Below are 18,239 nucleotides of genomic sequence, written 5' to 3'. Positions count from 1 at the left end.
GACCGCATTGCAGCGAACCAACATTGCCAACCCGGCCTATTTCCACAAGGTCGTCGATTGCCAGTACGCCTGTCCCGCGCACACCCCCGTCCCCGAATACATACGGTTGATCGCCCAGCGTCGCTATGACGACGCCTACATGATCAACTGGGCCTCCAACGTCTTCCCCGGCATCCTCGGCCGCACCTGCGACAGGCCCTGCGAGCCCGCGTGCAGGCGAGGGCGTGTCGAGGAAAGTAATGCGAAAGACCCAGAGCCGGTGGCCATCTGCCGGCTCAAGCGCGTGACGGCCGACATGAAGAACGACGTGCGCGCGCGCATGCCCAAGGTCGAGCCGCGCAACGGCAAGCGCGTTGTCTGTGTTGGGGCCGGGCCGGCTTCGCTGACCGTCGCGCGAGATCTCGCGCCGCTCGGCTATGAGGTCACGGTGTTCGATGGCGAGCCCAAGGCGGGCGGCTTCATCCGCACGCAGATCCCGCGCTTCCGCCTGCCCGAATCGGTGATCGACGAGGAGACCGGCTACATCCTCGACCTCGGCGTGACCTTCCGCGCCGGCGAGCGCATCGAGTCGATGAAGTCGCTGATGGCGCAAGGGTGGGACGCGGTCTTCGTCGGTTGCGGCGCACCGCGCGGACGCGACCTCGACGTGCCCGGGCGCAAGGAAGCGGCGGAGCGCATCCACATCGGCATCGACTGGCTGGCCTCCGTCTCGTTCGGCCACATCACGAGCATCGGCAAGCGTGTGATCGTGCTCGGCGGTGGCAACACGGCGATGGACTGCTGCCGGTCCGCGCGCCGTCTCGGCGGCTCCGATGTGAAGGTCATCGTGCGAAGCGGCTTCGAGGAGATGAAGGCTTCGCCGTGGGAGAAGGAAGACGCGCAGCACGAGGGCATACCGATCATCAACTACCACGTGCCGAAGGAATTCGTGCACGAGAACGGCAAGCTCACCGGCATGCGCTTCGAGATCGTGCGCGCCGAGTACGACGATCAGGGCAACCGCAAGCTGGTCGCCACGGGTCAGCCCGATGCCTTCTTCGAATGCGACGAAGTGCTGGTGGCGGTGGGGCAGGAGAACTCGTTTCCGTGGATCGAGCGCGACTGCGGTATCGACTTCGACAAGTGGGGCCTGCCGAAGCTGGATAAGAGCAGCTTCCAGTCGACATTGCCGAACGTCTTCTTCGGCGGTGACGCGGCCTTCGGCCCGAAGAACATCATCGAAGCCGTCGCGCATGGGCACGAGGCAGCCGTGTCGATCGACAAGTTGCTGCACGGCGAGCCGGTGACGAATCGTCCGCCGCCGATGACCAACCTCATCTCGCAGAAGATGGGCATCCACGAGTGGAGCTACGACAACGACACATCGAACGACCTGCGCTACAAGGTTCCGTGGGAAAAGGCCGAGAAGGCACTCGCCAGCATCCGCGTGGAGGTGGAACTGGGCTTCGATGCGGCCACCGCCTTCAAGGAAGCGCAGCGCTGCCTCAACTGCGACGTGCAGACCGTGTTCACGGAGACCGCCTGCATTGAATGCGATGCCTGCGTGGACATCTGCCCGATGGACTGCATCAGCTTCACCACCAATGGCGACGAGGCCGATCTGCGTGAGCGCCTGAAGGCGCCGGCACTTAACCTTGCGCAGGACCTGTATGTGTCGGGTGGACTCAAGACCGGCCGCGTGATGGTCAAGGACGAGGACGTGTGCCTGCACTGCGGCCTGTGCGCCGAACGTTGCCCGACCGGTGCCTGGGACATGCAGAAGTTCCTTCTGAAGACCACGCCCGCTGGCCCGAACGCGCGCGAGAAGCGCGTCGCGCCGGAGGGGGTGCCCGCATGAGCGCCACATTGCCACCCAAGGGCATCGTGCGGCAGATCGAGGCCGTCAACGATTTCGTCATCAAGTTCGCGAACGTCAACGGATCGGGCTCGGCATCGGCCAACGAACTGTTCGCCAAGGCCATCCTGCGCATGGGCGTGCCGGTGAGCCCGCGCAACATCTTCCCGAGCAACATCCAGGGCCTGCCGACCTGGTACGAAGTGCGCGTGACCGAGGCGGGCCACCTCGGCCGGCGCGGCGGCACCGACATGATGGTCGCGATGAACCCGCAGACCTGGGATGCCGACGTGGCCGAGCTGGAGCCGGGCGGCTACCTCTTCTACGACAGCACGCGTGCGTTGCCGCCATCGAAGTTCCGCGACGACATTCGCGTCATCGGCATGCCGCTGACGGAGATCTGCAACGCGGTCTACCAGGACCCGCGCCAGCGGCAGCTCTTCAAGAACATCGTCTATGTGGGGGCGCTCGCGATCCTGCTGGGCATCGAGCCCGAGGTGGTCGAGAAGCTCTTCGGCGAGCAGTACAAGGGCAAGGAAAGGCTGCTCGCTTCGAACGTGCAGGCGCTGCATCTGGGATGCGACTTCGCGCGCGAGCACCTGCGCGAACCCATCGGACTCAAGGTGCGGCGTGCGGACAAGGTCGGCAACCACATCTTCGTGGACGGCAACAGCGCCGCAGCACTGGGTTGCGTGTATGGCGGCGCGACGGTGGCCGCGTGGTATCCGATCACGCCCTCGTCATCGGTGGCGGAGGCCTTCCAGAAGTACTGCTCTAAGTTCCGCGTCGATTCCGCGACCGGCCAGCAGCGCTTCGCGATCGTGCAGGCGGAGGACGAGATCGCTTCGATCGGCATGGTGGTCGGGGCAGGGTGGAACGGCGCGCGTGCCTTCACTGCGACCTCGGGACCGGGGATCTCGCTGATGAGCGAGTTCATCGGGCTTGCATACTTCGCGGAGATCCCGGTCACGCTCATCAACGTGCAGCGTGGCGGACCTTCGACCGGCATGCCCACGCGCACGCAGCAGGCCGACATCCTCGCGTGCGCCTATGCATCGCACGGCGACACCAAGCACGTGCTGCTGTTCCCCGAAGACCCGCACGAGTGCTTCGAGCATGCGGCCGCCGCGCTCGACCTTGCGGACCGGCTGCAGACACCGGTGTTCGTGATGACTGATCTCGACATCGGCATGAACCAGCGCCTCTGCGAGCCCTTTGCATGGGACGACAGCCGCGCCTACGACCGGGGCAAGGTGATGACCGCCGAAGAGCTGGAAGCCGGCCGCGATTTCGGCCGCTACAAGGACGTGGATGGCGACGGCATCCCATGGCGCACGCTGCCGGGCACGCATCCGACCAAGGGCAGCTTCTTCACGCGGGGCACGACGCGCGATGCGTACGCGCGCTACTCCGAGCGCGGTCCCGACTACATCTACAACATGGAACGGCTGCTGCGGAAGTTCAAGACAGCCGCATCACTGGTGCCACAACCCATGGTGCGTCTGGCGGCCGAGAAGACACCGCTCGGCGTGATCTATTTCGGATCGACCAGCCCGGCGATGCATGAGGCGCTCGAAGCCCTGCAGGAGCGCGGCGTTCACCTCGACGCGATGCGCCTGCGCGCGTTTCCGTTCCCTGACAGCGTGTCGCGCTTCATCTCGCAGCACGAGCAGGTGTTCGTGGTCGAGCAGAACCGCGAGGCGCAGATGCACAGCCTGCTGGTGAACGAGCTCGATGTCGATCCGGCGCGGCTGGTGCGGGTGCTGCATTTCGACGGCACGCCGATCACGGCGCGATTCATCACCGAGTCCATCTCCAAGCGCGTGAACGAGGAGCGTGCATGACCTACATCGCCAAGCCGCGCATGCGGCATCCCACCCTTGCCACCAACAAGGTGGGCTACACGCGGCGCGACTACGAGGGGAAGATCTCCACGCTGTGCGCGGGCTGCGGGCACGACTCGATCTCGGCATCGATCATCGAGGCCTGCTGGGAGCTGGACATCGAGCCGCACCGCGTCGCGAAGCTCTCGGGCATCGGCTGCAGCTCGAAGACGCCGGACTATTTCCTTGGTGCATCGCACGGCTTCAACACGGTGCACGGCCGCATGCCCAGTGTGCTGACCGGCGCCAACCTCGCCAACCGCGACCTGCTGTACCTCGGCGTGTCGGGCGACGGCGACTCGGCCTCCATCGGCCTTGGCCAGTTCGCGCATGCGATGCGGCGCGGGGTGCGCATGGCCTATATCGTCGAAAACAACGGGGTCTACGGGCTGACCAAGGGCCAGTTCTCGGCTACCGCGGACCAGGGTTCGAAGAGCAAGAAGGGCGTGGTCAACACCGACAGCCCGGTGGATCTCGTCGCCATGGCACTGCAGCTCGGTGCGACCTACGTGGGGCGCGGCTTCTCGGGCAACAAGGCGCAGCTCGTGCCGTTGATCAAGGGCGCGATCAGCCACGGGGGCGCGGCATTCATCGATGTCATCAGCCCGTGCGTGGCGTTCAACAACCACCCGGGCAGCACCAAGAGCTACGACTACGTCCGCGAGCACAACGAAGCGGTGAGCCGCATCGACTTCATCAGCGCGCGCGAAGAGATCACGGTGGACATGGCGCCGGGCGAGGTCATGGAAGTGCGGCAGCACGACGGCACGCTCCTGCGTCTGCGCAGCCTGCATCCGGACTACAACCCGGCCGACCGCTACGCGGCCATGGCGCACATGCAGCGGCACCAGGAGATGGGCGAGATCGTGACGGGGCTGCTCTACGTCGACCCGCTGGCGACCGACCTGCACACCGCGCTCAATACCGTCGACCGGCCGCTGAATGCGCTCGGCCCGGCCGAACTCTGCCCCGGCGCACCGGCGCTGGAGCGGCTGAACGCCAGCTTGCGTTAACCGAAGGCACGTCGCACCATTGGATGTTTCCCAACGGAGGGGGCGGATCATGGCTGAACGCACAGTTTTCCAGTCCATTTCGCGCAAGCACGTAACCAGTCTGGCGCCACAGGCCACGGTGCGTGACGCCGCCTGCGTGATGACGCGCGCCAACTGCGGCAGCGTGCTCGTCATGGAGCCGCCAGACAGTCTCCTGGGCATCCTCACGGAGCGCGACCTGATGACGCGAGTCCTCGCGCGGGGGCTCGATCCGGACGCGACCAGCGTCCGTTCGGTCATGACACCCAATCCGATCTGTGTCACGCCAGAAACATTGGTATCTGATGCCGTCGTGCTGATGCTCGAACGCGGCTTCCGTCACCTGCCGCTGGTGTCGGGCAAGAAGATCCTCGGCGTGTTCTCGGTGCGCGATGCGTTGCCGCGCGAAATCGGTGCGGCGCTGAGCCAGACCGAGTTCAACGAACAGGTTAACGACGTACTGGGGTAGCCCGACCCTCCGACCCCCGGCCGCGTCCGCGGCGCTCCAGACTCCCAAAGACCCTTCCGCTCCGCTCGGAGAGGGTCGTGCACGGCCTTTTTCTGCCGTCTCGCGAGCTGTGATCCGGGTTTCTACCGGCACTAATTTTTAGGTCGCCCGTCCCTAAAAACGGTGCTTTGCGAGAACGCCCTCAACTCCTAAATTTCGGTCACGCCACACGGCAGACGACCCGAATCCACAACCAGGAACCCCCGTCATGAATCACTCTTGCGACCCCGCACGCCGCCGCCTGCTGAAGACCTCGCTTGCCGCTGGCGGTCTCGCGGCTGGAGGCTTTCTCTCGATCGACGCACTCGCCCAGGGCAAGGCGCGCATCAACATGCAGCTCGGCTGGATCCCGAGCGTCAACCAGGTCGGCGAGGTCGTCGCCAAGCGCCTGGGCTTCTACGAGCAGGAAGGCATCGACTTCGCGATCCAGCCCGGTGGCCCGAACATCGACGGCGTGGCGATCGTCGCCTCCGGCCGCTACGAAGTGGGCCAGGTGTCGTCGAGTCCCTCGGTCATGCTGGCCGTGTCGCAAGGCCTGCCGATCAAGTGCTTCGCGGTCGGTGCGCAGAAGCATCCCTTCACCTTCTTCTCGCTGGCCAAGAACCCGGTGCGCAAGCCTGCCGACCTCGTGGGCAAGAAGGTGGGCATCCCGTCCACCGCCGGCATCCTGCTGCGCGCACTCCTTGCGAAGAACAAGATCGCCGAGAAGGACGTGACCGTGGTCACCGTCGGTTCGGACATGGCGCCGCTGCTGACCGGCCAGGTCGACGTGGTCACCGGCTGGCTCACCAGCACCACGGCGCTCAAGGCCTTGGGTCCGGATCGCGTCGACCTCACGCTGTGGGACTCGGGTGTGCAGCTCTACGCGCTGCCTTACTACGCCACCACCAAGACCATCGAGACGCAACCGAAGGTGCTGGAGGCTTTTGTCCGCGCCACCTCGCGCGGCTGGCAGCATGCCAAGGCCAATCGCGACCAGGCGGTGGACCTGCTCGTGAAGGAATATCCGAACCTCAAGCGGGAGGACGAGCGCGCAGCCATCGACGTGATGCTCGAGTACGCACTGGGCGGCCTCGCGCAGACGCAAGGGTGGGGCACGATGGATCCGGCGGTCTGGCAGTCGCAGATCACGACCTACGCCGACCTGGGCCAGTTCACGGCCCGCACGCCCAAGGTCGATGACGTCATCTGGCTCGGCGCGCTCAAGAACACCGTCGACGCGCGAGTGAAGGCCTGAGCCATGGCAGCCGTTCTCAACGACGCCTCCGCGATCTCGTGCCGCGACGTCGGCATGCGCTTCTTCACCGAGCGCCGCGATGTCACTGCGATCAAGTCGCTCGATCTCGAAGTCGCGCAGGGCGAGTTCCTCACACTGCTGGGCCCGTCGGGCTGCGGCAAGTCGACTCTGCTGCGCGTGGTGGCGGACCTGCAGGCACCGAGCCGCGGAAGCGTGAAGGTGCTCGGCGCCACGCCAGAGCAGGCGCGCGAGCGCCGCGACATCGGCTTCGTGTTCCAGGACGCGGCGCTGCTGCCGTGGCGCACAGCTTTGCAGAACGTCGAGCTGCCGCTGCAGGTTGGCGGCGGCGCGGGTCGCAAGGGCCGCCGTTCGCCGAAGGAACTGCTGGAGCTGGTCGGCCTGAAGGACCGCGCCAACGCGTGGCCGCACGAGATGTCCGGCGGACAGCGCCAGCGCGTGTCCATCGCACGTGCGCTCGCGAGCGATCCGAAGATCCTGCTCATGGACGAGCCCTTCGGCGCGCTCGACGAGATCACGCGCGACCGGCTGAATGAAGAGATCCGCCGCGTCTGGAAGGAAACCGGCGTGACCATCCTCTTCGTCACGCACAGCATCCACGAGGCGGCCTTCCTGGGCCAGCGCGTGCTGATGCTGGCCGCCAATCCCGGGCGGGTGCGCGAGATCGTGCCGGTGAACCTGCCGGAAGACCGCACCCTGGACATCCGCGAGACACCCGAATTCGTGCAGCTCACCGGCCACCTGCGCCGCGTGCTGGAAACCTGCTGAAGGCCACTCACATGACCACCAGTTCCCTCGAGACACCCGTGACGGTACGTGCTTCCGTGGCCGCCGATCCCGAGTACACCGCCTGGGCCGCCGCGCGGCGCAGGAAGCTCTGGCGCCGCCGCATCCTGCCCGCGCTGGGCATCGGCGGACTCATCGCCCTGTGGTGGGCGGTGATCGCGATCTTCGACGTCAAGCCGTTCATCGCGCCGTCGCCCTGGGCCGTGCTGGAGACGCTGTACGCCAAGCGCGCAGTGCTGCTCGACAACCTGATTCCCACCGCGTTGGAAGCGGCCGGCGGCTTCGTGCTGGGCAACCTTGCGGCCATCGCGGTCGCGACGGTGTTCGTGCACAACAAGACGCTGCAGGACATCTTCTTCCCGGTGGTGCTGATGTTCAACGCCATCCCGCTGGTCGCGAAGGCGCCGGTGCTGGTGTTGATCATGGGCAACGGCATGGAGCCGAAGATCACGATCGCCGCGCTGGTGTGCTTCTTCCCGACGCTGGTGAACATGGTGCGCGGGCTCGAATCGGTGAACCCGCAGGCCATGGAGCTGATGCGCGTGCTGTCGGCGAGCAAGACGGAAATCTTCTTCCGGCTGCGCCTGCTCAATTCGTTGCCGTACCTGTTCTCGGCGCTGCGCATCGCGGCTTCGATGAGCGTGATCGGTGCGGTGGTGGGCGAGTGGGTCGGTGCCACCGTGGGCATCGGCGCCATGATCCTTCAGGCCACCTTCAACTTCGACTCGCCGCTGCTCTATGCCGCGATCGTGATGAGTGCGACCTTGTCCGGCCTCTTCTTCCTGCTCGTGACCGTGGCCGAGCGCCTCGTCATCCGCTGGCAGCCCGAGAGCAGCCACTGAACCCCAAGGAGCACGGCGCGATCCGCGCCGCTCCATTCCCCCATCAATCAAGGAGATAGTGATGAGCCGTATTGGCGATTGGATGCATGAGAGCGCGCACGACATTCGTGTTGCAGCCGAATCGGACGTGGTGGTGGTCGGCGGCGGCCCCGCTGGACAAGCGGCAGCCCTGGCGGCTGCGCGCAACGGCGCCAGCGTGACCCTGCTGGAGCGCTACAACCACCTCGGTGGCCTCGCTTCCGGCGGCATGGTGCTGGTGCTCGACGACATGTGGGACAGCCATCAGCAGGAGATCTCGGTGCGCGGCATCTGCCTCGAGATGATCGAGCGCATGGCCGAACGCGGCCTCGCCGAATACCCGAAGCAGAAGGACTGGGGCAGCCTGCCCGAGTCGGTCCGCCGCTGGAAGCGCTGGGGCACCTTCGACTTCCACAGCAAGGAGAAGCCGCACCCCATCTGCTTCGCCGCAGCATTCGATCCGGACGCCTTCAAGCGCGCTTCGCTGGAGATGGTGCTGCAGGCCAATGTCAACCTCCGCCTGCACTCCTGGTTCTCTCGCACGCTGGTGGAAGACGGCCAGGTCAAAGGCGTGATCTGCGAAAGCAAGAGCGGCCGCGAAGCCATCCTGGGCAAGGTGGTGATCGATGCCACCGGCGACCTCGATGTGGCCGCATCGGCCGGTGCGCCGCACGTCAGCGGTGCGTACATCGTGACCACGGTGTTCCGCCTCGGCGGTGTCGACACCGAAGAAGCAGAGCGCTTCGAGCATGAAGAGCCGGCCGCCTTCCAGGCGATCGACCGCGAGGTCAAGCATCTCCTTGGCGGTGCGTGGGACAGCTGGTGGCTCAAGACGCCGCTGCCGGGCGTGGTGTGGTGCAACTGCCCGCACATGGCGGGGCTGGACGGCCTCAAGGTCACCGACCTGACGCGCGCCGAAGTGCAGGGCCGCGCCACGATCCACAAGGTGATCGAGTTCATCCGCGGCAAGCTGCCCGGCTTCGCCAACTGCTACCTGATCGACCTCGCGCCGCAGACCGGCGTGCGCCAGACGCGTCTGCTGGAAGGTGAGTACGTCATGAGCAAGGACGACGTCACGCAGCGCGTGCGCTTCGAAGACAGCATTGCCCGTGGCCGCGACTACTACTACCCGTACCGTTCGCTGGTGCCGCGCAGTGTCGAGAACCTGCTGGTGGCAGGCCGCCACTACTCGTCGACCTCGGCGGCGCAGAAGATCTCGCGCGAGATCCCGCCGTGCATGGCCATGGGCGAAGCCGCCGGCACCGCTGCCGCGCTGGCGCTCGATGCCGGCGTGAGCGTGCGCAAGGTCGACATCGCGAAGCTGCAGCGCACGCTGCGCGCGCAGGGTGCCGATCCTGGTGATCAGAAAGGCCCGAATGCCGACGTGCCCGAGATCGCCCGTTCTTTCGCGGAGGCCGCATGACACACAACACCAAGACGCTGCCGCTGGCCGGCATTCGCGTGATCGACTTCACCCAGGTGATGATGGGTCCCGTCTGCACCCAGATGCTGGCGGACCATGGCGCGGACGTGATCAAGATCGAACGCAAGGGCGCGGGCGATCTGAGCCGCTCCACCTTTGCGCCGGTCGCAGGGCATGACAACCCGATCTTCTGCAGCCTCAACCGCAACAAGCGAAGCTGCGAGATCGATCTGCGCGACCCTGCGCAGGTGGAACTGGTCAAGGCCCTCATCGCCGATGCCGACGTGGTCACCAACAACTTCCGCGCCGGCGTGATGGAGCGCCTCGGCCTGGGCTACGAGGACTGCAAGCGCCTGAACCCGCGCATCATCTACGCGGTGGGCACGGGCTACGGCGAGAGCGGCCCCTACGCGCACAAGGGCGGGCAGGACGTGCTCGCACAGGCACTGACCGGCGTGATGGCGCGCCGTGCCGATGCTTCGGTGCCGGTGTCGATCTATCCCACTGCGCTGGCCGACTACACCGCCGGCATGCACATGGTGCAGGGCATCCTCTTCGCACTGCTGCAGCGCGAGCGCACCGGTGAAGGGCAGAAGGTCTCGGTGTCCCTCTACAACTCGATGCTGGCCATGCAGATGCAGGAGGCCGCGATGATCATGATGGAGGACTCCGAGGTGAACTGGGCGGCGATGCCGCTGTCGGGCGTGTTCGACACGCAGAACGGGCCTCTGGTGCTGGTGGGTGCGTTCAAGGCCAATCCGCTGCGCGACATCTGCGCCGCGCTCGAGATCGACGACCTGTCGCAGGATGCGCGCTTTGCCGACCTGCAGGCGCAGTTCAAGCACAAGGCCGAACTGCACACGATCTTCCGCGAGCGCTTTGCGACCAACACCCGCGAATACTGGCTGGCGCGGCTCGAGGAGCAGGACCTGCTGTCGGCGCCCGTGCGCGACATGCGCGAGGCGCTGGTCGATCCGCAGACGCTGCACAACGGGATGATCCTCGACGGAGGTACTCCAGGTGGCCGTCCGTTGCGGTTCATCGCGAGCCCGATTCAGATGTCCGGTGCGGCCGCCGGATTGCGCCGCGCGCCGCCCCGGCTTGGCGAGCACACGGATGAAGTGCTGGAGGAAGCCCGCGCACTCAGCGAGGTGGCGCAATGAGCGTCATCTACGAAGTCAAGGAGCATGTGGCGCGGGTCACCATCGACCGGCCCGATGTGCTCAACGCTGTCGACCTATCGACCGAGGCCGAGCTGATCCGCATCTGGGAAGACATCGAGCGGCGCGACGACGTGCGCGTGGTGGTGCTGACCGGCGCGGGTGAGCGCTCCTTCTGCGCGGGCGCCGACCTGAAGAACACCAGCAACCTGAAGGGCGTGGAGTACTGGGCGGCCAGTCGTCCCGGCGGCTTCGGCGGCATCGCGCTGCGCGAGACGCTGAATGTGCCGGTGATTGCCCGCGTCAACGGTTTTGCGCTGGGCGGTGGCTTCGAGATGGTGCTCGGCTGCGACCTCGTGGTCGCCTGCGAGGAAGCCAGCTTCGGCCTGCCCGAGCCGCTCGTCGGTCGCCTGCCGCTCGACGGCGGCATGCTTTTGCTGCAGCGTCAGATTCCGTATCGCCAGGCGATGGGCATGATGCTGACCGGACAGCGCGTCAAGGCACGCCAGGCGCTGGAGATGGGCCTCGTCAACGAGGTCGTGCCGCGCGTCGAACTCGACACCGCGGTCGAGCGCTGGGTGCAGCAACTGTTGGCTTGTGCGCCGCTGTCGTTGCGCGCGATCAAGCAGGTGGTGCGCCAGACCGGCCAGCTTTCGCCGTCGCAGGCCCACGGCATGCGCCTGCCAGCGCTGGTTGCTGCACTGCAGTCGGAAGACTCCAACGAAGGCGTGCTGGCCTTCCAGCAGAAGCGCAAGCCGCGCTGGCAGGGGCGTTGAGGCCTCGGCACGAAGGGATTGCGCCATGGCTCACGTCATCACCACCGCCTGCATCGACTGCAAGGATGGCGCCTGCGTCCCTTGCTGCCCTGTCGATTGCATCTACGAAGGCGCCCGGACTCTGTACATTCATCCGGATGAATGCATCGACTGCGGCGTTTGCGTGTCGGCCTGCCCCGTGCAGGCCATCTACGAGGAGTCCCGGCTGCCGCCCGGGCTCGCGCATTTCGTGGCCATCAACCGCGAGTACTTCGGCGATTCGGTCAGCGGCCTGGGTTCGCCCGGCGGCGCGGACGGCCGGCGCAGCGCCTGCGACCACCCCGGCATCGCCTCCGCGCTGCCCACTGTCGGAGCGGTCGCATAGTGCACAGCGCGGCAGGAGGGCCGGCTGATGCATGCCAGCGTCCTGAAGTACTTCATCGAAGTGGCCGCCTGCGGCTCCGTGCGCAAGGCGTCGGAGCGGCTCTACGTGGCGGCCAGCGCGGTGAACCGCCAGATCCACAAGCTGGAGGACGAGCTGGGCGTCGAGCTGTTCGACCGCATGCCCAATGGCTTGCGGCTGAACCCGGCAGGCGAGCGACTGCTCAAGCATGCGCAGGAGACGCTGCACCAGTTCCAGGTGATGCGCACCGAGCTCGATGCACTCAAGGGCGAGCGCACAGGGCACGTCAAGGTGGCAGCCATGGATTCCTTCTTCGAAGAGCTGTTGCCTTCGGCGGTGGAAGAGTTTCTGCAGCTCTTTCCTGCAGTGACCTACACCATCACTTCGACGCAGCCCATGGAAGTGGCCCAGATGGTCATGGCCGGGCAGGCCGACGTCGGGTTGACCTTCCTCGGCCGGCTACCCGGCGGAGTGCGGGCCATGAATGTGGCGCACCTGCCGATCGGCATCGTGATGCCCCCAGGACATCCGCTCGCCAGCTTCGAAACGGTATCGCTCAAGGAGTGCGCGAAGTATCCCTTCCTGCGCTCCAGCTCGCATCCGGTGATCAGCGCCGCGTCGTCGCCCGAGTTCGCCAACTTCTGGGACGACATGGAGCCCGCGGCCACCTGCAATTCGACGCCCTTGCTCAAGCGCCTGATCATGGGCGGCAAGGGCATTTCCTGCTTCTCCAAGATCGCCTTCATCGAGGAACTCAAGCGCGGGGAGCTGCTCTGGCGGCCCTTCGAGCTGGAGGCGCTCAATGGACTGAAGGTGGGCATCGTGGTGCCCACGCAGCGCGTGCTGCCGCACGTCACGCAGAACTTCGTCGGCCGCATGGCTCGGCGACTCACCCAACTGGAAGCCATCGCCGCGACGCTCTGAAGATGCCCGCCGTGGTGGCGATTCCTTCAACCCCCGAAAGGATCTCACCATGAACGATCTGAAGAACAAGGCAGTCCTCATCACCGGTGCCAGCACCGGCATCGGCGCGGCCGTGGCGCGCGCCATGGGCAAGGCGGGTGCGCGCGTGGCGGTGCACTACCGCGGCAGCCGGGCCGAGGCCGAAAGCGTGGCGCGCGACATCCGGTCGGCCGGCGGCGAGGCGCTGCTGGTGCAGGCCGACGTGATGGACACGAAATCGGTCGACCAGATGGTGCATGCGGTGCACGAGGCTTTCGGGCGCATCGACATCCTCATCAACAACGCCGGTGGCTTCGTCAAGCGCTCGCCCATCGTCGATGCGGACGACGACTACATCGATGCGGTGTTCCGTCTCAATGCGCGTTCGGTAGTGGCGGTGAGCCGGCGCGTGATCCCGATCATGTCGGCGGGCGGCGGCGGGGCCATCATCAACGTGACCACGCAAGCTGCACGCACTGGTGGAGGCCCGGGCGCGGGTCTCTACGCGGCCTGCAAGGGCTTCGTTTCGACGATCACGCGCACGATGGCCAAGGAACTGGTGAAGGACGGCATCCGTGTCAACGCCGTCGCGCCCGGGGTGATCGAGACGCCGTTCCATGACGGCCATTCAAGCCCCGAGGTTCTGAAGAACTTCGCGAGTGCCATCCCGATGGGGCGGTTGGGCACGGCCGAGGAATGCGTTGGCGCTTTCATGTTTCTCGCGAATGCAGAAGCCAGCAGCTATGTCACCGGCCAGATCGTCGAGGTGAACGGCGGGCAGGTCATGCCCTGAACGCGCGGCGGGCGGCTAGTGCGGCCGCCCCTTCGTCGCCTTCTTCTTCGTTGCGTCGAAAGCTGCGGCGACCACGGGCTTGGCCCATTGCGGCACCAGTTCGAGGTCGATGTGCGAGACGACCTGGCCGCCTTCCATGTGCAGGATCAGCGTGGGTTGCGGCTTGATGCCGGCCTTGGGATCGCCGTCGATGCTGTTGTCGTACACGCGCAGGCTTGCGAGGTGCGGCAACAGGCGGATCAGGTTCGCGCGGCTGCTGACGTAGCGCGCGCGGATCTTGTCCTCGGGGATGTCATGGCCGCCGGCGATCACGCGTTCCTTCACACGCTCGACGTGCTTCTCGGGCGATTGCAGCCCGGCGTACCAGACATGGACTTGCGCACCCTTGCGTGCGCCGGCCAGCAGCATGTCGGGAAGGGTCCGCGCGCCCAGCGTGGTTTCGAAGGCGAAATTGAGGCCCTCGGCCAGCGCGCGTTCAAGGCCGGCACGGCCCATTTCCCAGGCCTGCGCATTGGCCGTTTCCTGCGTGAGCGTGGGATTGGTGTCGAGCAGCTTGCGTGCTGCGAGATCGGGATTGAAGTAGGTGGCCTTGCGCGCCTGGAGCGCCGCACCGCCGATGCTGCTCTTGCCCGCTCCGTTGACGCCCGCGAGAACGAAGATGCGCGCGACCATCAGTGGGGGGTTACCTCTTGGCGGACTTGCTGCCGCCCGCGGCGCGGACCGCCGCCTTGCCCAGTTCGGCCGGTGTCATCGCGAAGGCGTCTTCCATCGCCGCGGCAGCGGCGTCGCCCTGCATGCTGGCGAACATGTCGTCGAACTGCTGCGTGAGCGCATCCAGATCGGGTTCGGCCGCCTGTTCGAGCGCGAGGTAGCGGTCGATCGACATCAGGACCATGGCCGGCTCGTCGTGGCGGGTGACGACGACGGCGCCGTGCGTCATGACGGCGCTGGTGACCTTCTGCATCCCTGCGACCAGCTTGGTGGCCGAGACGGCCGGCAGACCGCGCGTGAAACGGTCGAGAGCTTCGGGACGCGAACTATTCGGGCTGGACATGGCGGGCTCCGGTGGATCTCCAATCCGGCCATTTTGGCCGATTTGGGGATTTTAGCCATTTTGCCCCTTTCGGGTACGGATCGTGCCCTGCGCCGGGGCGCCTGGGGGTGGGCTGCGGTGCGCCAGTGGGGCGGTCTGCGCCTTGCGCAGACTTCCCTGCGGTACTCGCGCGGCCGGCTGCGCCGCAGAACTCACTGCGTGCCCCTTCGGTGCACTCCGTTCAAACAGCTGCGGCGAGTCAGACCACGAAGCGCGTGTCTTCGCACGCGCAGCCGGCCGCGCTGCGTTCCTCGGCGCCCCACAGGCGCACCACAGCCCACCCCCAGGCGCCCCGGCTGGAGAGGTTGCGCCGGTTTCTTCCAACGACGTCACTTCGCGGCAGGAGCCCGCACCCCAGACCCCCTGCCGCGACGCACGACCTGTATTCGTGAACGCAAGGTCGTATCAGAGCAGCTCGAATGCGATGTCCTGCGCGCCTTCCAACGGGGGCGTGTCAGCTACGCAGCGGCAATGCAACCCCGATCGCCACGAACACGCCGCCGCAGGCCTGGTTGAAGCGCCGCCCGACCTTCCGCAGCCAGGGGCTGATCCGGTGGGCCATGCTGGCGATCAGCAGTTCGGTGGCGATCTCGATGGCCGCGAAAGTCCCGGCCATGATGAGGAACTGCACCCAGAGGCTGTGAGTCGGGTCGATGAACTGCGGCAGGAAGGCCGCGAAGAAGAGGATGCCCTTCGGATTGGTCAGCGCCGACAGCGCGCCCTGCCCGAACATCGAGCGGCCCGAGCGCGATTCGACGGGTGCGCTGGTTTCGATGCCGATCGGCGGCGCGCGCCACACCTGGATGCCAAGCCACACGAGGTAGGCCCCGCCCAGCCACTTCATGACCGTCAGCCACGTCAGCGACGCCTTGAGCAGCGCGCCGATGCCGAACATCGACAGCGCGATGACGATCACGAAGCCCAGCGCCCCGCCGGAGATGGTGTAGAGCGTCTTGCGGCGCCCGTGCAGCGCGCCGTGCGTCAGCGCCAGGAGTCCGTTGGGGCCGGGCGATAGCGACAGCCCGATGGCCGCCGCCAGGTAGATGAGCCAGGTGTGGAGATTCATGGATCAGAACCTGTACGAGGCGAAGACGCCGTAGGTCTCCTGTGTCTTGTCTTCGGTGATCGGACTGCGCTTGGCGTCGCCTTGCAGCCAGGCGGTGGTGAAGCTGGCGCCGATACCCCACTGTGCCGTCAATTGATACTGGGCGCCAATGGAGAAGCGGACCGTATTGAGACCGGCTCCCGCCCGGTACTGGGGAACACCGGCAATCACGCTTTGCTGCGCGTTGATGCCATAGAAGGTCTGCGTGTAGTTGCCGTTGGCCCAGGTGATGCCGGGGCCGGCAGTCAGGAGCAGTCTTTCATTGACCGGATACCGGCCCTCGAGGTCGATCGCGATCCGGGTTCCCTGGTCATTGCCGCCCAGGTCGGAAACGAGAAAACCCCGGAGCGTGAGCCATTCGTACGTATAAGACGCAAACACGCTTCCAAGGGCAGTCTCGGGAATATCGCCCCAGCCATGGAGGAGCGGCGCATCCGACTCCTTCCGCGGCTTGGTCAGTTCTCCACCCACGGCCACCCCAAATCGCCATGTGTCGTTCTGGATGATGTTGAAGCCCACGCCGAACGGGAAGCCCGCTCCCGGCGTGCCCCCGATGAAATAGCGTCCGTAGTTGGCGGTGACGAGCGGCAGTCCCACGACCTGGCTTTCGCCGCTACCGGGATATTTGGGGCGATCGAAGACGCCGACCCCTACCGAGAAGCGCCAGGAGTCATCGGCAGCCTGGTCCAGCCGCGCCTGGGCCCGTGCGTCTTGCGCAGTCATCGCAGCGGCAAGCGCCGCCCCCGAAAAAAAGAAGAGAGCGGTACTTTTGCTGCGTTGGATCATTGGGCGTTCAGTTCTGAATGGGAATGACGGAGTATCGATGCACTTCCGAAGAGGGTAGGGTGCATTGCGATCTTTGTCATCCCGCTCGCAGAACGGCACGCCCAGCGTGGCGCCATGACCACGCGTTCCGCAAGCACGCGCGCTCAGGCCTTGCGCTGCGCGGACTCGTAAACGTGGGGCCGCGTCAGTACCTCGTGGCGCAGTGCCTCGTTCAAGGCTTCTTCCGTCATCAGCTTGCGCTTGAGCACCACCTCGCGCACGTTGGTGCCGTTCGCGAATGCCTCCGCGGCGACCTCGGTCGCCTGCTTGTAGCCAATGATCGGATTCAGCGCGGTCACAAGCGCGATCGAGCGCTCGATGCTTTCCTCGAGCTTGGCCGGATTCGCGGTGATGCCCTTCACGCAAAGGTCGGCCAGCGTCATGCAGGCGTTGGTCAGGTGCTTGAAGCTGCGGAACAGCGCGTTGGCGATGATCGGCTCGAAGGCATTGAGCTGAAGCTGTCCGGCCTCGGCCGCGAAGGTCACGGTGACATCGTTGCCGAACACTTCGAAGGCGACCTGGTTGACCACTTCGGGGATCACCGGATTCACCTTGCCGGGCATGATCGACGAGCCGGCCTGCATCGGCGGCAGGTTGATCTCGCCGAACCCCGCGCGCGGGCCACTGGAGAGAAGCCGCAGGTCGTTGCACGTCTTCGACAGCTTCACGGCGATCCGCTTCAGCACACCCGACAGCTGCACGAACGCGCCGCAGTCCTGGGTGGCTTCGATGAGGTTCGGTGCGGTCGAGAGTTCAAGCCCGGTGATGTCGCACAGCGCGGCCAGTGCCTTGCTCGCGTAATCCGGGTGCGCCGTGATGCCGGTGCCGATCGCGGTCGCACCGAGGTTGATCTCGCGGATCAGCGCCGAGGCTTCGGTGAGGCGCGCGATGTCTTCCTCGATCATCACCGCGTAGGTCGAGAACTCCTGGCCGAGCGTCATCGGCACCGCATCCTGCAACTGCGTGCGGCCGATCTTCAGCAGGTGCGCGAACTCCTCGGCCTTCGCGGCGAAGGCGGCCCGCAGATATTCCATGGCCTTGAGCAGCCGCTCGATCGCGAAGCAGGTCGCGACGCGGATCGCCGTCGGGTACACGTCATTGGTGCTCTGCGCCATGTTGACGTGCTCGTTCGGATGCAGGTACTGGTACTCGCCACGCTTGTGGCCGAGGATTTCGAGCGCGCGGTTGCAGATCACCTCGTTCGCGTTCATGTTGGTGGAGGTGCCCGCGCCGCCCTGGATCACGTCGACCACGAACTGGTCGTGCAGCGACCCTCGCCGGACCTCGCGACATGCAGCGACGATCGCATCGCGAAGGCCAGGGTCCAGGAGGCCGAGGTCGGTGTTGGCTTCTGCCGCCGCCTGCTTCACGGAAGCGAGCGCGCCGATCAGGTCCGGGTAGGCCGAGATGGTCGTCCCGGTGATCTGGAAGTTCTCCTTGGCCCGCAGCGTATGGACGCCGTAGTAGGCGTCGTCCGGGACTTCGCGGTCGCCGAGCAGGTCGTGTTCGATCCGTACGTTGCTCATGTCTCCTCCTGTTTCGCGGATGGAATGATGCGGAATGCGACGAGACCGCAGCCATCG

General features: G+C 66.0%; 18 protein-coding genes. 13 read left to right on the top strand and 5 right to left on the bottom strand.

Translation table 11 applies throughout. From position 1 onward, the window contains the following. Positions 1-7 precede the first annotated feature (7 nt). The 13 genes from FHW64_RS14750 (at position 8) to FHW64_RS14690 (ending at position 13,633) form a co-directional block, all read left to right on the top strand. Complete coding sequence (locus tag FHW64_RS14750) at positions 8-1,837, top strand: FAD-dependent oxidoreductase (protein ID WP_184527358.1); 1,830 nt, start codon at positions 8-10, stop codon at positions 1,835-1,837. Beyond that, entirely contained in the window at positions 1,834-3,678 is a 1,845-nt protein-coding gene (locus FHW64_RS14745; RefSeq protein ID WP_221210335.1) for a 2-oxoacid:acceptor oxidoreductase subunit alpha, read from the top strand. Before FHW64_RS14750 ends, FHW64_RS14745 begins: the two co-directional genes overlap by 4 nt. After that, positions 3,675-4,730 (top strand): 2-oxoacid:ferredoxin oxidoreductase subunit beta, encoded by a 1,056-nt coding sequence (locus FHW64_RS14740; RefSeq protein WP_184527356.1) that lies wholly within the window; start codon positions 3,675-3,677, stop codon positions 4,728-4,730. Before FHW64_RS14745 ends, FHW64_RS14740 begins: the two co-directional genes overlap by 4 nt. Before the next feature lie 49 nt (positions 4,731-4,779). Next, positions 4,780-5,217, top strand: coding sequence for a CBS domain-containing protein (locus FHW64_RS14735; RefSeq protein WP_184527354.1), 438 nt, complete (start codon positions 4,780-4,782; stop codon positions 5,215-5,217). A gap of 247 nt (positions 5,218-5,464) precedes the next feature. Beyond that, a complete protein-coding gene (locus tag FHW64_RS14730) occupies positions 5,465-6,493 on the top strand; it encodes an ABC transporter substrate-binding protein (protein WP_184527352.1) in 1,029 nt (342 codons plus the stop codon). Positions 6,494-6,496: 3 nt separating this feature from the next. Next, positions 6,497-7,279, top strand: coding sequence for an ABC transporter ATP-binding protein (locus FHW64_RS14725; RefSeq protein WP_184527350.1), 783 nt, complete (start codon positions 6,497-6,499; stop codon positions 7,277-7,279). Positions 7,280-7,290: 11 nt separating this feature from the next. Next, positions 7,291-8,139 (top strand): ABC transporter permease, encoded by an 849-nt coding sequence (locus FHW64_RS14720; RefSeq protein WP_184527349.1) that lies wholly within the window; start codon positions 7,291-7,293, stop codon positions 8,137-8,139. A 61-nt stretch (positions 8,140-8,200) separates the two neighbouring features. Further along, a complete protein-coding gene (locus FHW64_RS14715; protein WP_184527347.1) occupies positions 8,201-9,580 on the top strand; it encodes an FAD-dependent oxidoreductase in 1,380 nt (459 codons plus the stop codon). Then, positions 9,577-10,743: a CaiB/BaiF CoA-transferase family protein gene (locus FHW64_RS14710; protein ID WP_184527345.1), complete on the top strand. Its 1,167-nt coding sequence runs from the start codon at positions 9,577-9,579 to the stop codon at positions 10,741-10,743. The genes FHW64_RS14715 and FHW64_RS14710 overlap by 4 nt, the downstream gene beginning before the upstream one ends. Further along, the gene (locus tag FHW64_RS14705; protein WP_184527343.1) at positions 10,740-11,516 is read left to right on the top strand and encodes an enoyl-CoA hydratase-related protein; all 777 of its coding nucleotides are present in this window, start codon (positions 10,740-10,742) and stop codon (positions 11,514-11,516) included. Before FHW64_RS14710 ends, FHW64_RS14705 begins: the two co-directional genes overlap by 4 nt. A gap of 25 nt (positions 11,517-11,541) precedes the next feature. Beyond that, the gene (locus FHW64_RS14700; RefSeq protein WP_184527341.1) at positions 11,542-11,880 is read left to right on the top strand and encodes a ferredoxin family protein; all 339 of its coding nucleotides are present in this window, start codon (positions 11,542-11,544) and stop codon (positions 11,878-11,880) included. A gap of 27 nt (positions 11,881-11,907) precedes the next feature. Beyond that, a complete protein-coding gene (locus FHW64_RS14695) occupies positions 11,908-12,822 on the top strand; it encodes a LysR family transcriptional regulator (RefSeq protein WP_184527339.1) in 915 nt (304 codons plus the stop codon). A gap of 49 nt (positions 12,823-12,871) precedes the next feature. Continuing rightward, on the top strand, positions 12,872-13,633 hold the full coding sequence (locus tag FHW64_RS14690) for an SDR family NAD(P)-dependent oxidoreductase (RefSeq protein ID WP_184527337.1): 762 nt from the start codon (positions 12,872-12,874) through the stop codon (positions 13,631-13,633). A 15-nt stretch (positions 13,634-13,648) separates the two neighbouring features. On the opposite strand, the gene FHW64_RS14685 is transcribed toward FHW64_RS14690, so the two are convergent. The 5 genes from FHW64_RS14685 to aspA all read right to left on the bottom strand — a co-directional run bounded on the left by FHW64_RS14685 (position 13,649) and on the right by aspA (position 18,182). Then, positions 13,649-14,305: a zeta toxin family protein gene (locus tag FHW64_RS14685; RefSeq protein ID WP_184527336.1), complete on the bottom strand. Its 657-nt coding sequence runs from the start codon at positions 14,303-14,305 to the stop codon at positions 13,649-13,651. 10 nt (positions 14,306-14,315) lie between these two features. Then, positions 14,316-14,687: a prevent-host-death family protein gene (locus tag FHW64_RS14680; RefSeq protein WP_184527334.1), complete on the bottom strand. Its 372-nt coding sequence runs from the start codon at positions 14,685-14,687 to the stop codon at positions 14,316-14,318. A 493-nt stretch (positions 14,688-15,180) separates the two neighbouring features. Continuing rightward, positions 15,181-15,792, bottom strand: a complete 612-nt coding sequence (locus FHW64_RS14675; RefSeq protein ID WP_184527332.1) for a LysE family translocator — start codon at positions 15,790-15,792, stop codon at positions 15,181-15,183. A gap of 3 nt (positions 15,793-15,795) precedes the next feature. Next, complete coding sequence (locus FHW64_RS14670) at positions 15,796-16,617, bottom strand: MipA/OmpV family protein (protein WP_184527330.1); 822 nt, start codon at positions 16,615-16,617, stop codon at positions 15,796-15,798. Positions 16,618-16,760: 143 nt separating this feature from the next. Continuing rightward, positions 16,761-18,182 carry an aspartate ammonia-lyase gene (aspA, locus tag FHW64_RS14665; RefSeq protein ID WP_184527328.1) on the bottom strand — a complete coding sequence of 474 codons (1,422 nt, stop codon included), beginning with the start codon at positions 18,180-18,182 and terminating at the stop codon, positions 16,761-16,763. Positions 18,183-18,239: the final 57 nt, after the last annotated feature.

It is taken from the genome of Variovorax sp. Sphag1AA, assembly GCF_014192575.1.
GTDB lineage: Bacteria > Pseudomonadota > Gammaproteobacteria > Burkholderiales > Burkholderiaceae_C > Variovorax.
Note: the sequence above shows the minus strand (reverse complement) of the source record. Positions and strands in the feature narration are given on the sequence as shown.

What these genes read in the sequence shown, in the direction of transcription:
- FHW64_RS14685 (WP_184527336.1), bottom strand. Translation starts at nt 14,305, where the DNA reads ATGGTCGCGCGCATCTTCGTTCTCGCGGGCGTCAACGGAGCGGGCAAG.
- FHW64_RS14745 (WP_221210335.1), top strand. Translation starts at nt 1,834, where the DNA reads ATGAGCGCCACATTGCCACCCAAGGGCATCGTGCGGCAGATCGAGGCC.
- FHW64_RS14710 (WP_184527345.1), top strand. Translation starts at nt 9,577, where the DNA reads ATGACACACAACACCAAGACGCTGCCGCTGGCCGGCATTCGCGTGATC.
- aspA (WP_184527328.1), bottom strand. Translation starts at nt 18,182, where the DNA reads ATGAGCAACGTACGGATCGAACACGACCTGCTCGGCGACCGCGAAGTC.
- FHW64_RS14690 (WP_184527337.1), top strand. Translation starts at nt 12,872, where the DNA reads ATGAACGATCTGAAGAACAAGGCAGTCCTCATCACCGGTGCCAGCACC.
- FHW64_RS14730 (WP_184527352.1), top strand. Translation starts at nt 5,465, where the DNA reads ATGAATCACTCTTGCGACCCCGCACGCCGCCGCCTGCTGAAGACCTCG.
- FHW64_RS14705 (WP_184527343.1), top strand. Translation starts at nt 10,740, where the DNA reads ATGAGCGTCATCTACGAAGTCAAGGAGCATGTGGCGCGGGTCACCATC.
- FHW64_RS14715 (WP_184527347.1), top strand. Translation starts at nt 8,201, where the DNA reads ATGAGCCGTATTGGCGATTGGATGCATGAGAGCGCGCACGACATTCGT.
- FHW64_RS14675 (WP_184527332.1), bottom strand. Translation starts at nt 15,792, where the DNA reads ATGAATCTCCACACCTGGCTCATCTACCTGGCGGCGGCCATCGGGCTG.
- FHW64_RS14670 (WP_184527330.1), bottom strand. Translation starts at nt 16,617, where the DNA reads ATGATCCAACGCAGCAAAAGTACCGCTCTCTTCTTTTTTTCGGGGGCG.
- FHW64_RS14695 (WP_184527339.1), top strand. Translation starts at nt 11,908, where the DNA reads ATGCATGCCAGCGTCCTGAAGTACTTCATCGAAGTGGCCGCCTGCGGC.
- FHW64_RS14725 (WP_184527350.1), top strand. Translation starts at nt 6,497, where the DNA reads ATGGCAGCCGTTCTCAACGACGCCTCCGCGATCTCGTGCCGCGACGTC.
- FHW64_RS14740 (WP_184527356.1), top strand. Translation starts at nt 3,675, where the DNA reads ATGACCTACATCGCCAAGCCGCGCATGCGGCATCCCACCCTTGCCACC.
- FHW64_RS14735 (WP_184527354.1), top strand. Translation starts at nt 4,780, where the DNA reads ATGGCTGAACGCACAGTTTTCCAGTCCATTTCGCGCAAGCACGTAACC.
- FHW64_RS14680 (WP_184527334.1), bottom strand. Translation starts at nt 14,687, where the DNA reads ATGTCCAGCCCGAATAGTTCGCGTCCCGAAGCTCTCGACCGTTTCACG.
- FHW64_RS14720 (WP_184527349.1), top strand. Translation starts at nt 7,291, where the DNA reads ATGACCACCAGTTCCCTCGAGACACCCGTGACGGTACGTGCTTCCGTG.
- FHW64_RS14700 (WP_184527341.1), top strand. Translation starts at nt 11,542, where the DNA reads ATGGCTCACGTCATCACCACCGCCTGCATCGACTGCAAGGATGGCGCC.